Source organism: Streptomyces sp. NBC_01439, assembly GCF_036227605.1.
Classification (GTDB): Bacteria; Actinomycetota; Actinomycetes; order Streptomycetales; family Streptomycetaceae; genus Streptomyces.
This window is the reverse complement of record NZ_CP109487.1, coordinates 6,342,208-6,354,626: the sequence shown is the minus strand read 5'-3', so window position 1 is coordinate 6,354,626 and position 12,419 is coordinate 6,342,208. Positions and strand designations below refer to the sequence as shown.

Annotated in this window: 10 protein-coding genes and 1 pseudogene; 5 read left to right on the top strand and 6 right to left on the bottom strand. The window is 72.0% G+C overall.

Annotation, left to right across the window (positions count from 1 at the left end; all coding sequences use genetic code 11):
* Positions 1-22 precede the first annotated feature (22 nt).
* Both OG207_RS28690 and OG207_RS28685 read right to left on the bottom strand, forming a co-directional pair.
* Positions 23-1,498, bottom strand: a complete 1,476-nt coding sequence (locus OG207_RS28690) for a nucleobase:cation symporter-2 family protein (protein ID WP_329102188.1) — start codon at positions 1,496-1,498, stop codon at positions 23-25.
* Positions 1,499-2,110: 612 nt separating this feature from the next.
* Entirely contained in the window at positions 2,111-2,806 is a 696-nt protein-coding gene (locus tag OG207_RS28685; RefSeq protein WP_329102187.1) for a TerB family tellurite resistance protein, read from the bottom strand.
* A gap of 171 nt (positions 2,807-2,977) precedes the next feature.
* On the opposite strand from OG207_RS28685, the gene OG207_RS28680 reads away from it, so the two are divergent.
* On the top strand, positions 2,978-3,736 hold the full coding sequence (locus OG207_RS28680) for an SDR family NAD(P)-dependent oxidoreductase (protein ID WP_329102185.1): 759 nt from the start codon (positions 2,978-2,980) through the stop codon (positions 3,734-3,736).
* Between the two features lie 102 nt (positions 3,737-3,838).
* Here the strand turns inward: OG207_RS28680 and leuA are convergent, their stop codons facing one another.
* A complete protein-coding gene (gene leuA / locus OG207_RS28675; RefSeq protein ID WP_329102183.1) occupies positions 3,839-5,602 on the bottom strand; it encodes a 2-isopropylmalate synthase in 1,764 nt (587 codons plus the stop codon).
* 366 nt (positions 5,603-5,968) lie between these two features.
* Here leuA and OG207_RS28670 point away from each other — a divergent pair, with 366 nt between their 5' ends.
* The 4 genes from OG207_RS28670 to OG207_RS28655 all read left to right on the top strand — a co-directional run bounded on the left by OG207_RS28670 (position 5,969) and on the right by OG207_RS28655 (position 8,981).
* A complete protein-coding gene (locus tag OG207_RS28670; protein WP_329102182.1) occupies positions 5,969-7,045 on the top strand; it encodes a M4 family metallopeptidase in 1,077 nt (358 codons plus the stop codon).
* Positions 7,046-7,054: 9 nt separating this feature from the next.
* Positions 7,055-7,324 carry a protealysin inhibitor emfourin gene (locus tag OG207_RS28665; RefSeq protein WP_329102180.1) on the top strand — a complete coding sequence of 90 codons (270 nt, stop codon included), beginning with the start codon at positions 7,055-7,057 and terminating at the stop codon, positions 7,322-7,324.
* 51 nt (positions 7,325-7,375) lie between these two features.
* On the top strand, positions 7,376-8,194 hold the full coding sequence (locus tag OG207_RS28660) for a GNAT family N-acetyltransferase (protein WP_329102177.1): 819 nt from the start codon (positions 7,376-7,378) through the stop codon (positions 8,192-8,194).
* A gap of 115 nt (positions 8,195-8,309) precedes the next feature.
* Positions 8,310-8,981, top strand: a complete 672-nt coding sequence (locus OG207_RS28655; RefSeq protein WP_329102176.1) for an SAM-dependent methyltransferase — start codon at positions 8,310-8,312, stop codon at positions 8,979-8,981.
* 107 nt (positions 8,982-9,088) lie between these two features.
* Here the strand turns inward: OG207_RS28655 and era are convergent, their stop codons facing one another.
* From era to OG207_RS28640, 3 genes and pseudogenes are all read right to left on the bottom strand, one after another.
* On the bottom strand, positions 9,089-10,039 hold the full coding sequence (era, locus tag OG207_RS28650; RefSeq protein ID WP_030384631.1) for a GTPase Era: 951 nt from the start codon (positions 10,037-10,039) through the stop codon (positions 9,089-9,091).
* 495 nt (positions 10,040-10,534) lie between these two features.
* Positions 10,535-10,846 (bottom strand): annotated as a pseudogene (locus OG207_RS28645) (WxL protein peptidoglycan domain-containing protein); the annotation flags it as partial.
* Positions 10,847-11,088: 242 nt separating this feature from the next.
* Entirely contained in the window at positions 11,089-12,387 is a 1,299-nt protein-coding gene (locus tag OG207_RS28640; RefSeq protein ID WP_329107953.1) for a beta-xylosidase, read from the bottom strand.
* Positions 12,388-12,419 lie beyond the last annotated feature (32 nt).

Genomic DNA, 12,419 nt, shown 5'->3' with positions numbered 1-12,419 from the left:
CCGGGGTCACCCCTTGGGAGGGTCAGGAGGCCGGCGTCCGGGCTTCTTCGCCCTCGCCCGACGGGGCCGGTACGGCTGCCGAGGACTCCTCGCCCGCCGTCGGCTGGGCGGGCAGTTCGACCTTGGGGGCGTCGTGGGCGCCGTCCTTGCCCAGGCCGTTGAAGACCAGGTTGAGGACGATGGCGGCCGTGGCACCGAGCGTCACACCGCTGTTGAGGAGCGAGGACAGGTCCGGGTCCATGTGCTTGGTGAAGAAGACCGGGACGGTCGCGGGGAGCAGGGCGAAGGCGAGGGAGACGCCGACGATCAGCGCGTTCTTCTCCTCCTTCAGGTCCACCTTGGCCAGGGTCTGGATGCCGGCCAGGGCGACCATGGCGAACATGACGGTCGCGGCGCCGCCGAGGACCCCGTGCGGGACGGCGGCGACGATCGCGGCGGCCTTGGGCAGCAGACCCAAGGCGATCATGAAGACACCCGCGGCGACCACCACGAACCGGCTCTTCACCTTCGTCATCCGCACCAGGCCGACGTTCTCGGCGAAGGCCACGTACGGGAAGGAGTTGAGGACACCGCCGAGCGCGGTCGCGGCGCCGTCGGCGTGCAGGGCGCGGGCCACGGTCTCGCTGTCGACCTCCTTGCCGACGATGTCGCCGACGGCGTAGGTGTCACCGGTCGTCTCGACCATGGTGATCAGCATGACGATGAGCATCAGGACGATCGGGAACCACTCGAACTTCGGGGCACCGAAGTGGAAGGGGGTGGTGACGCCGATCCACTCGGACTTGCTCACGTCCCCGAACTTCGCGTCGCCGAGCAGGAAGGCGACGGTGGTGCCGACGACCAGGCCGAGGAGGATCGAGATGCTGGAGAGGAACGGCTTGCCGATCTTCATCAGGATGAGGATGAAGAGCATCGTGCCGCCGGCGTAGGCGAAGTTCTTCGGGTCTCCGAAGTCGGGGCTGCCGAGGCCGCCGGCGGCGTCGTTGAGACCGACCGGGATCAGGACGATGCCCAGCACGGTGATCACCGTGCCGGTGACGACCGGCGGGAACAGCCGCATCACGGTCCGGAACGCCTTGGCCGGGAGCCAGGCGAAGGCGAAGGTGGCGATACCGGCGGTGATCACCGCGCCGTAGATGACCAGCAGGGCGGCGGTGCCGCCGCCGGCGCCGAGACCGATGGCGATCATCGGCGAGACGGCGGTGAAGGTCACGCCCTGGATCAGCGGCAGGCGCGCACCGATCCGGCCGATGCCCCAGGCCTGGATGATCGAGGCGATGCCGCAGGTGAAGAGGTCCGCGTTGATCAGGTAGACCAGCTGTTCAGGGCTCAGCTTCAGCGCGTTGCCGACGATGATCGGAACGATCACCGCGCCGGCGTAGAAGGCGAGTACGTGCTGGAAGCCGTACAGCGCGAGCTTGGGGAGGGGGAGCACCTCGTCGACCGGGTGCGTGCTCTGCTCTCCGTCGGTGGAAAGCCGGGCGGCGACACGTGCCATCTCAGCCTTGCCCTTCAAGGTAGGTAAGTGAGAGGAGATCTGGTTGTCCCTGGGGCGCAGTGGGTCGCTAACCCGTTGGTACGCCGGGGTTGTCAGTGCATTCACGGTGGAGCGAATGGAAGCCGCGCTGTGTTAACGGCGCCGTCTTGTCGTGTGACCGGAATTGAACGCCTGTGGGTGGCCTCACACATATCGTCGACTTCGACAAACTGTTGACGTCCAGGCCTGCTCGATCTGTAGGTTTCTCCAGTGGTGCGGCGCTCTCGACAGGGGTATGCGCACAACGGTGCGGGGCCGGATCTTCCCCCGGCGCACCCGTGAAGCACCTGCCCCATGACGTGCGGATACCAGGTTTGCAGCCCTTCGGACGGGCAAACTCGAAGGCGCCGTTCCGGCCGTCCGACTGGTGGACACATCGGGCACGGGGCTTGCGCCTGCACCCTTCACACGGCGTTCACGCGTCCCGAAACGGGCCCTGCGAGGCCGGATCGTTACGCCACGGAAGGCCGTTTTGGGCGGAACGGGCCCGTCCGGAGTCCACGGGTCGGACACGAGCGGCCCTGCGCGATGAATTCGCACAGGGCCGCTCGTGTGAGATCCGTGGAACGCCCCTCAGGGAGCGCGCACCGCCGACAGCAGTCGGGTCACCTCGTCCGTGTCGATCCGCAGCGCCGAACCGACCGTCGCGAGCACCTCGCGCTCGGCCGGGGTGTACGGGCCGTCCGCGAGCGCGATGCGGGCCCCCTGGAGCAGGATCGATTCGCGACCCGGGCCGGCCAGGTGCGGGGCCAGCGGTTCCAGGGCCTCGTGGAGCTCTATCGACAGCGCGGCCCCGCAACACTCCGGGACGTCGTACAGCCCCTGCCGGCCCTCGTCCGTGGACAGCGCGTCCACGAGGGACTCCAGCTGCTCCTCGGTGCACTCCTGGAAGCCCGCGGCCCGTACGGCGCCCACGGCGGCCTCCAGCGCGCCGCGCGAGGCCGTTCCGCCCGCGGTGAGCACGGCCAGCGCCACGGTGTGCACGGCGTCGCGCAGGAGGGCCGTGAAGCGGGTCGTGGTGAGGTGGTCCAGGACGTCGGTGGCGAAGCGCGCACGGCAGCCCTGGCACTCGATGACGGGCCCGGCCTGCCCGCGGGGCAGCAGCGGCACCCCGAGGACGGTGAACCGGCGCCGCCCGGTCCGCCTGCGGTAATTGCGGTCGCCACCGCAGGCGGGGCAGAAGAACTCCCCGTCCCCCACGGTGCTCCAGGTGGTACGGGTGCCCCAGACCGTCAGCTTCCGGCCGTCCCCACCCCGAACTGGCAGCACGTCGCACCTCCGTAACCTTCCGGCAACATCGCCGGGTGGGCGTGATGTTAGCCACATCGGTGAGGATGCGTCAGTCGTGTGACAAGACAACATGTGCCGGGCCCCGGACTTGGCCGGTCTGCGTCCCCGGCGTCCCCCCGCCTCCTCCCCGCTCCCTCTAGGGTTCGCCGCATGAACGAGAAGTCCTGTCTGGTCACCGGCGCCGCGAGCGGGATCGGCCGGGCCACCGCCCGGCTGTTGGCCCGCTCCGGGGCCCGGGTGACCGCGGCCGACATCAATGGCCCCGGGGTCGAGGCCCTGCGTACGGAACTGGCCGACGAGGGGTGTGCGATCACCGCGGTCGCCGGTGACGTCTCCGATCCGGAGGCCAACCGCGCGATGGTCGCGGCCGCCGTCGGGGCGTACGGGCGCCTCGACGTGGCCGTGGCGAACGCCGGGGTGCTCCCCCTCTCCGACGTCCGCGAGACCAGCCCCGAGGACTGGGACCACGTCATGGCGGTCGACGGCCGCGGCATGTTCTTGACCTGCAAGTACGCCATCGAGGCGATGACCGCGCAGCCGCGCCCCGGCGGGGCCCTGGTCTGCGTGTCCTCGATCTCGGGAGTGGCCGGGCAGGCCCGCCAGGCCGCGTACGGACCCGCGAAGTTCGTGGCCTCCGGGCTGACGAAGCACCTCGCGGTGGAGTGGGCCGCACACGGGATCCGGGTCAACGCGGTGGCACCGGGAACCATCCGTACGGAGCGGGTGATCGCGCTGAAGGACGAGCCGGGCGGTCCGGAGTACCTGTCGGAGATCGCGGGGGCGCACCCCATGGGCCGGCTCGGGGAGCCCGAGGAGGTGGCCCGCGTCATCGCCTTCCTGGCCTCGGACGCGGCCTCGTTCGTGACGGGCGTGGTCCTGCCGGTGGACGGCGGCTACCTGGCCCGCTGAGGGCCCGCCCGCGCCCCCGCGCCGGCGCGCCATCCGGCCGGCGCGGGGACGGCGGAACCCCGCCCCCTCCAGAGGGGAGGGAGCGGGGTCGCGTACGGGGGGTCAGCGGCCCGCGCGGTTGACGGCGGAGATGACCGCCTTCAGGGAGGCGCGGGTGGTGTTGGCGTCGATGCCGATGCCCCACAGGACGCGGCCGTCGATCGCGCACTCGATGTACGAGGCGGCCACGGCCGAGGCGCCCTCGCTCATGGTGTGCTCGGTGTAGTCCAGCAGGCGGGCGTCGACGCCGATGCCGGCCAGCGCGTCGAAGAAGGCCGAGATCGGACCGTTGCCGGTGCCGTCCAGGACCGTCTCCACACCGTCCACGACCGCCTCGACGGTCAGCGTGTCCGTGCCGTCCTTGTCGGTGGCCGTCGAACCCGACCGCAGCTGGATGCGTCCCCACGGGTTGTCGGAGTTGGGCAGGTACTCGTCGGAGAAGACGTCCCAGATCGCCTTCGGCGTGACCTCGCCGCCCTCGGCGTCGGTCTTGGCCTGGATGATCCGGGAGAACTCGATCTGCATGCGGCGCGGCAGATCCAGCTTGTGGTCGTTCTTCAGGACGTACGCGATGCCGCCCTTGCCGGACTGAGAGTTGACCCGGATGACCGCCTCGTAGGAGCGGCCGACGTCCTTCGGGTCGATCGGCAGGTACGGAACGGCCCACTCGATGTCGTCGACCGTCTTGCCCTGGGCGGCCGCGTCGGCCTCCATCGCGTCGAAGCCCTTCTTGATGGCGTCCTGGTGGGAGCCGGAGAAGGCGGTGTAGACCAGGTCGCCCGCGTAGGGGTGGCGCGGGTGGACCTCCATCTGGTTGCAGTACTCGCTGGTGCGACGGATCTCGTCGATCTGCGAGAAGTCGATCTGCGGGTCGATGCCCTGGGAGAACAGGTTCATTCCCAGGGTGATCAGGTCGACGTTGCCGGTGCGCTCGCCCTGCCCGAACAGACAGCCCTCGATGCGGTCGGCGCCGGCCATCAGGGCGAGCTCGGCGGCGGCGACGGCGGTGCCGCGGTCGTTGTGCGGGTGCACGGAGATGCAGACGTGCTCGCGGCGGGTCAGGTTGCGGGCCATCCACTCGAAGCGGTCCGCGTGCGTGGACGGCGTCGAGCGCTCCACGGTGGCGGGCAGGTTCAGGATGATCTCGCGGCCCTCGGCCGGCTGCCAGACGTCACAGACGGCCTCGCAGACCTCCAGGGCGAAGTCCAGCTCGGTGTCGGTGAAGATCTCCGGGCTGTACTGGTAGCCGAAGGTGGTCTCCGGGCCCAGCAGCTTGTCCGCGTACTCCATGACCAGGCGGGTGCCGTCGACGGCGATCTGCTTGATCTGCTCCTTGGAGCCGCGGAAGACCACCCGGCGGAAGGTCGGGGCGGTCGCGTTGTACAGGTGTACGGTGGCGCGCTTCGCACCGACCAGGGACTCCACGGTCCGCTCGATCAGGTCCTCGCGGGCCTGGGTCAGTACGGAGATGGTGACGTCGTCCGGGATCGCGCCCTCTTCGATGATGGAGCGCACGAAGGCGAAGTCGGTCTCGCCGGAGGAGGGGAAGCCGACCTCGATCTCCTTGTAGCCCATGCGCACCAGCAGGTCGAACATCTCGCGCTTGCGGGCGGGGGTCATCGGGTCGATCAGCGACTGGTTGCCGTCGCGCAGGTCGGTGGAGAGCCAGCGGGGAGCCTTGGTGACGCGGGCGTTCGGCCAGGTGCGGTCGGGGATCTCCACCTGCTCGTACGAGCCGTACTTGTGGATCGGCATCCCGGAGGACTTCTGGGTGTGGGTCGCGTTGGTGATGGGCGTGGGGCGACCGACAAAAGGCTGCTGGCTCATGGCGTTGGGCTCCTCGCGTGTCCGCGTGTAGTTCGCTGGGACGGCCGACGGCGGTAGTGAAAACCGCAACACCAAACTCCGCGGGGAGGGGGTCGGCCTACGACTACAGACCCTCGCCGCGGCAGCTAAGGAGAAGCAGCCCGAAACGCATGATGGGCCGAGCCTAGCCGAGCCGCGCCGTGACGCGAGGACCTGTTTCAGTATGCAAGACCAGAGCGTCCGATTTGCACCAAATGTGAGCCAAGCCTCCTTCATCCCGCCCGGGTCCGGTTGTTCCGTCAACCCGGCGTTACCGCTTTCAGACAAGTGAATGAATCATGGTCGCAGGTAGTGACACCACCATGACCCACTGCCACATTGCCGGGCATGGATGCCTCCCACACCCACCGCCACCACCCCGTCTTCTGCACGGTCGTCCCGCCGCACCTCCTCGACAAGGCCGCCCTGTCCGAGGACTCCCGCCGCGCCGACCTCGCCCAGCGCACGCTGGAGCGCGACTCCATGCTGCGCACCCGGCGCCGGGTCACCGCCGTCCGCGGGATCGTCCCCGTGCTCGCCGCGCCGACCTCCGACGATCCGGACCGGACCGTCTACGACGCCCAGCACCGCACCCGGCTGCCCGGGGCGAAGGTCCGCGGGGAGGGCGACCCGCTGAGCAAGGACGCCACCGTCAACCGCGCCTACGCGGGCCTCGGGGCGACGTACGAACTCTTCCTGAAGGGTTTCGGCCGGCGCTCGATCGACGACTCCGGGCTCCCCCTGGACGCGACCGTCCACTACGGCGAGGAGTACAACAACGCGTTCTGGGACGGCCAGCAGATGGTCTTCGGCGACGGGGACGGGGACCTCTTCCTCGACTTCACCGTGTCGGTGGACGTCATCGGCCACGAGCTGACCCACGGCGTCACCCAGTACACGGCGAACCTGGTCTACCGCGGCCAGTCGGGCGCCCTGAACGAGTCGATGTCGGACGTCTTCGGCTCGCTGATCAAGCAGTACTCGCTGGAGCAGACGGCCGAGGAGGCCGACTGGCTGATCGGGGCCGGGCTGCTCGGCCCCAACGTCACCGGGGTCGCACTGCGCTCGATGAAGGCCCCGGGCACCGCGTACGACGACGACGAGCTGGGCAAGGACCCGCAGCCGGCCACGATGGACGGCTACGTGAACACCCACAGCGACAACGGCGGCGTCCACATCAACTCCGGCATCCCCAACCACGCCTTCTACATCGTGGCGACCGAGCTGGGCGGCAAGGCCTGGGAGCGGGCCGGACGGATCTGGTACGACACCCTGACCGGCGGCGACCTCACCCCCCGGGCGAACTTCGCGGACTTCGCCCGGCTCTCGACCGCGGCGGCCGTGACCCGGTACGGGGCCGGCGGCGCCGAGCACCAGGCGCTCCAGAAGGCGTGGTCCGCGGTGGGTGTCCCGCTCGCGGGGTAGAGGGCACCCATGCGCATTCAGGTGGTACGGACGGGCGGCTTCGCGGGCATCGAGCGCCGGGCCGAGGTGGACACCGCGGGCCGGCCGGACGAGGACGAGTGGAAGGCCCTGGCCCAGCTCGCGCTGCGGCCCGGGCCGCCGGGCGACCCTGCGGACCGGGTACGGGACGGCTTCTCCTACCGGATCACCGTGGACGGGCGGACGCTGGCCTGCGCGGAGCCGAACCTCTCCGACGCCCAGCGGGCGCTGATCTCGCGCGTGCTGAAGGAGGGCGCCTGAGCGGTCCGGAAAGGAGGTGCCCGCGCGGCGCCCCTTTGTTTGGATGACCGGATGACCGACCACATGATCGACCCGACGTTGTCCGAGCTCGAGCGGTACTACGACACGGTGCCGCGGGTGGGCGGGGCCCGCGCCGAGGACTTCGGCCCCCTGACCCTGTTCGTCCAGGAGGGCGCGGGCTGGCCGTACTACGCGCGGCCCGCGCTCGGCGGCCCCGGGGCAACCCGGGCCGACGTGGAGCGGGTCTGGCAGCGCCAGCGGGAGCTGAAGGTCCCCGAGGCCTTCGAGTGGGTGGCCGAAACCAGCCCCTCGCTCCGGGCCGCGGTGGAGGCGGCGGGGCTCCACGTCCACGCCCACCCGCTGATGGTCCTGGACCCGGCGGCCGAGGCCCTTCCCCCGCACCCCGAAGTCCGTCTGCTCGACGCCGACGACCCGCTGCTCACCGCCGCCGTGACGGTCCCGGCCCTGGCCTTCGCGGCCCCGGGAACGGCGGTCGGCGAGGCGGGCCCAGCGGAACTGGCGGCGGCGCTGACGGACCCGGCGGCCGAGGCGGGCCGGGCCCGCGTGGCCGAGAAGCTGGCCGCAGGCAGCACGGTCCTGGCCGCGGCCGTACGGGACGGGGTGGTGCTCTGCGCGGGCCAGTACAACCCGGTCGGGGACGTCGTGGAGGTGGTGGGCGTCGGCACCCTCCCGTCGGCCCGCCGCCAGGGCCTGGCCCTCGGGGTCACGGCCGCCCTGGTCGCACGGGCCCGGGAGCGCGGGGCCCGTACGGTCTTCCTGTCGGCGGGCGACGAGGACGTGGCCCGCGTCTACGCCCGCATCGGCTTCCGCCGGGTGGCCACGGCCCTGATCGCCGAGCCGCCGGCGTAATGCGCCCGCGCGGTCGCCAGATTCCTCTTTTGCCGGGTCGGCAACAAAGTTTGCCGCACTTCGCCGGACGGGCGGAGCATCTGCCGTACCGGCACCCGGACGGGAAGAGGAAGCCATGACCGAGCACGCGCACACCCACACGCACGCCCACCACCACCCCGAGCCCGGAGCGGTGGCGGGCGAGGAGTTCTGGGACGGCCGGTACGGGGAGGGCCACCGCATCTGGAGCGGCGAGGCCAACGCCATGCTGGTGCACGAGGTGTCCGCCCTCGCCCCGGGCCGGGCCCTGGACCTGGGGTGCGGGGAGGGCGCCGACGCCGTCTGGCTGGCCCGCCGCGGATGGACGGTCACCGGGACCGACATCTCCGGGGTCGCCCTCGGCCGGGCGACCGAGCACGCGGCGGAGGCCGGGGTCAGCGACCGCGTCTCCTTCGCACGGCACGACCTGACGGAGTCCTTCCCGCAGGGGGAGTTCGACCTCGTCTCCGCGTGCTTCCTGCACAACTACGGGGACTTCCCCCGTGACGCGGTCCTGCGCACGGCCGCCGCGGCCGTGGCCCCCGGCGGCACCCTGCTGGTGGTCGGCCACGCGGGCTGGGCGCCGTGGCAGGAGGAGCGGGAGGAGGCGCACTTCCCCACGCCCGAGGAGGTCCTCGCGCAGCTGGAGCCGGTCACGGCGGGCTGGGAGGTGCTGCGGGCCGAGGAGACCGAGCGGATCCAGAACCAGCCCGACGGAACGCCCGGGACCCGTACGGACAACGTGGTCCGGGTGCGCCGGCCCGCATAGCGTGACGGAACGACGGTAGGACGGAACGACGGGCTGAACGGCGAACGGACGCGGCCCCGGTGCGGGGGTCGCGTCCGTTCGTCGTCGCCGGGTGCGCGGTCCGCGCCTCAGAAACCGAGCTTGCGCAGCTGCTTGGGGTCCCGCTGCCAGTCCTTGGCGACCTTCACGTGCAGGTCGAGGAAGACCGGGGTGCCGAGCAGCGCCTCGATGTGCTTGCGCGACTTCATCCCGACCTCCTTCAGGCGGGAGCCCTTCGGGCCGATGATGATGCCCTTCTGGCTCGGCCGCTCGATGTAGACGTTGGCGTGGATGTCGAGCAGCGGCCGGTCCGCCGGACGGTTCTCGCGCGGGATCATCTCTTCGACGACCACGGCGATGGAGTGCGGGAGCTCGTCCCGTACGCCCTCCAGTGCGGCCTCGCGGATCAGCTCCGCGACCATGACCATCTCGGGCTCGTCGGTGAGGTCGCCCTCCGGGTACAGCGGCGGGCTCTCCGGCAGCAGCGGCGCGATCAGGTCGGCCAGCAGCTGGACCTGGGTGTCGCCGACGGCCGAGACGGGAACGATCTCGGCCCACTCGAAGCCGAGCTCGGCGCCGAGCTGGTGCACGGCGAGGAGCTGCTCGGCCAGCTGCTTGGACTCGACCAGGTCGGTCTTGGTGATGATGGCGATCTTGGGGGTCTTCTTGATCCCCGCCAGCTCCTTGGCGATGAACTTGTCGCCGGGGCCGAGCTTCTGGTCGGCCGGCAGGCAGAAACCGATGACGTCGACCTCGGCCCAGGTGGTCCGTACGACGTCGTTGAGGCGCTCGCCGAGCAGGGTGCGCGGCTTGTGCAGGCCGGGCGTGTCCACGAGGACGAGCTGCGCGTCGGGGCGGTGCACGATGCCGCGAACGGTGTGGCGGGTGGTCTGCGGCCGGTTGGAGGTGATCGCGACCTTGGTGCCCACGAGTGCGTTGGTGAGGGTCGACTTCCCCGCGTTGGGGCGGCCGACGAAGCAGGCGAACCCCGCACGGTGCGGGGCGGTGGACTCGGGGGAACGATCGCTCATACGGGCCATTCTCCCCGATGCGGCTCCCAGCGCCGACCAGATCACTGCGGCAAGGGCCGGCACGGCCATCGGCGAGGGCCGCCGGACCAGGTCCGCACGGCCCTGAGCTGTGGTTCCGTCGGCCCGGGCGCGCACCGTGACCTCGGCCCATTCCGCTCTCGGCGCGCCCTCCCAACGGGCGCTGAGCCGTACTTCCTGACCCGGCAGCAGTTCGGCGGGCAGCCCGCCGAGCGCGCGGGCGAGGAGCGGGCGGCCGAGGGCTCCGGTGGCGGTGAGGGCGGCCCGGGGGCGGAGGGTGACGTTGCCGGTGTTGCGGAGCGTGTACGCGACGTCCGCGGCGGAGCCGCGCCGGTTCACGGTGACCCCCAGGACGGTGAGGTCGGGGGCGGTGGGGCCGGTCACCCGCAGGTACAGCCGGGCGGCGACGGCCTGCTGCACGCCGATCCCCCGGCCGGTGTCGGCCTCGGCGGCCGGCCGTTCCTCCAGGGCCACGACGGCGCCGGGGTGGTCCCCCGGTTCCGCCCGGTCGGGGACGGTGAGGGTGAAGCGGACGGCGACCGACGAGCGGGCCGCTACGGTGACCCGCTCCCGATCGAGCCTCGCCCACGCGGCGGTGGCCAGCCGCGGCTCGTCGGGGCCGCGCAGGGCGAAGCCGCCGTCGCGGGCGGTGTTATAGGCATCGGCGGCGTACAGCCGGAAGGTGCGGGGCCGGTCGGTGCGGTTGGTGAGGGTAACGGCGTCCTCGACGGACTGGCCGGGCGCGGCGGCGAGGTAGAAGGAGGGCCGCTGCCCGACGGTGTTCGCGACGGGCGACACGGACCACTGCCCGTCGTCCGCGGACTCGGCCGGCGCGGCGAGCAGGAGGACGAGCCCGGCGGCGACGAGCAGGGCTGCCGCTGCGCGGAGCCCGTCCCCCGCCCCGCCCCTTCCCGAAACCGGGCTCCGGAAAATCCAGCCTCGTCGGCGTTTGAGGCGCGGGGTCCGCGGCGGAGCCCCGATCTTGAAGCCCCGCCAGGGGGCGCCTCCCAGCGGTAGCTGGGGAAGGGTGAGGCGCCGCGTCACGACAGGGTCAGCGTCAGGACCGCCGTGTACGCACCCGGCGGGGTGTACGGCGGCACCGTGAGGGTGACCGTGGCATCGATCGTGAAGGTGCCGCCGACCAGCGGTGCGTCGGGGGTGGAGGCGAGCACCGCCCCGTCGGACCCGACCACGCCCGCGCTGCCCGGCGTACAGACGCTGCGGCTCCCCCCGGCCGCCGCGCACCTCGGGGTCCAGGACAGGGAGGCGCCCGGGATGCGGATCCCGCCGGGTCCGGTGAAGTCGGTGACCTTGCCGATCAGGGTCCAGCCGGCCGGGCCGCCGCGGGCGTCGGTGACGGTCACCGTCCCGATCCGGCCGGGGGCGGCGCCACCGTCGCCGTACGGGACGGCGCCCAGGGTGATGTCCTCGCCGGCCTGGGTCATGCCCAGGACTCCCGGCTCGACGGTGGCCATGACCTTCTGCGTGGTGGCGGAGGGCGGCGCCGGAGCCGCGTCGATGACCGTGTACGCGGCCGGGCCCGAGCCCTGGCGCGCCGACCAGGCAGCGCCCTCGTAGGCGATCACCGCCGTGGTGGCCTTGTCCGTGACAGGCAGCTCGACCAGGGCCGTACCCAGCTCGTCGGCGGTGGCGCTCACCCGGTCGGCGGTCTCGGCGGCGCCTGCCCGGCCGGCCACCGTAACGGCCGCGCCCGGCGGAAAGCCGGCGGCGGTGACCTTGACCTTGGCGCCCGGCCCGCCCCGGGCCGCGCCGAGGAAGACGCTGCGCAGGTTGGCCGTCGGCAGTCCGGTCGCGGCCAGGCGGGCGGAGACGGGGGCGGCGGACGCTGCATCAGCGGTGCAGGTGGTGTCGAGGTCAAGCAAGTGGCTGGTGTGCAGCGTGTAGCCGCCCGGGGCGAGCGTGGTCTCGCCGGGCGCGGTGACGGTGAACGTGCCGGTCATCGTGACGGCGGGGAGGGCCGCGCCCGCCGGAACGGGGTCGTTCCGCTTGGCCCCGACCACGGTGACCTCGCCGCTCTGGGCGCCCGCCAGCAGGATCCGGCCGGTCGGGGTCAACACGTCGGCGGGGAGCTCGCCGCCGACCGGGTTGACGGCGGGGGTCCGGACCACCTGGTAGGTCACGGTGACGGTGTCACCGACCTGCGGGGCCGGATCGTCGACGGTGATCCGCGCGGTGGTCGGCCCGTCCGCGGACGGGAGCCCGGCCTCCTGGGGCGCCGGGCAGTGGGTCGGGAAGTCCACCTGGCCCGGAGGCGTCTCCCCCTCGGCCGCGGCGGGTGCGCCGAGCGCGCCCCCGGTCGTGGCCACCAGCACGGCCATGCCCACGGCCGCCGGCCATCTCCGCTTCCGCG

Excerpts from the sequence above, each read along its gene's own strand:
- OG207_RS28690 (WP_329102188.1), bottom strand. The coding sequence starts at position 1,498 with ATGGCACGTGTCGCCGCCCGGCTTTCCACCGACGGAGAGCAGAGCACG.
- OG207_RS28680 (WP_329102185.1), top strand. The coding sequence starts at position 2,978 with ATGAACGAGAAGTCCTGTCTGGTCACCGGCGCCGCGAGCGGGATCGGC.
- leuA (WP_329102183.1), bottom strand. The coding sequence starts at position 5,602 with ATGAGCCAGCAGCCTTTTGTCGGTCGCCCCACGCCCATCACCAACGCG.
- OG207_RS28670 (WP_329102182.1), top strand. The coding sequence starts at position 5,969 with ATGGATGCCTCCCACACCCACCGCCACCACCCCGTCTTCTGCACGGTC.
- OG207_RS28665 (WP_329102180.1), top strand. The coding sequence starts at position 7,055 with ATGCGCATTCAGGTGGTACGGACGGGCGGCTTCGCGGGCATCGAGCGC.
- OG207_RS28660 (WP_329102177.1), top strand. The coding sequence starts at position 7,376 with ATGACCGACCACATGATCGACCCGACGTTGTCCGAGCTCGAGCGGTAC.
- OG207_RS28655 (WP_329102176.1), top strand. The coding sequence starts at position 8,310 with ATGACCGAGCACGCGCACACCCACACGCACGCCCACCACCACCCCGAG.
- era (WP_030384631.1), bottom strand. The coding sequence starts at position 10,039 with ATGGCCCGTATGAGCGATCGTTCCCCCGAGTCCACCGCCCCGCACCGT.
- OG207_RS28640 (WP_329107953.1), bottom strand. The coding sequence starts at position 12,387 with ATGGCCGTGCTGGTGGCCACGACCGGGGGCGCGCTCGGCGCACCCGCC.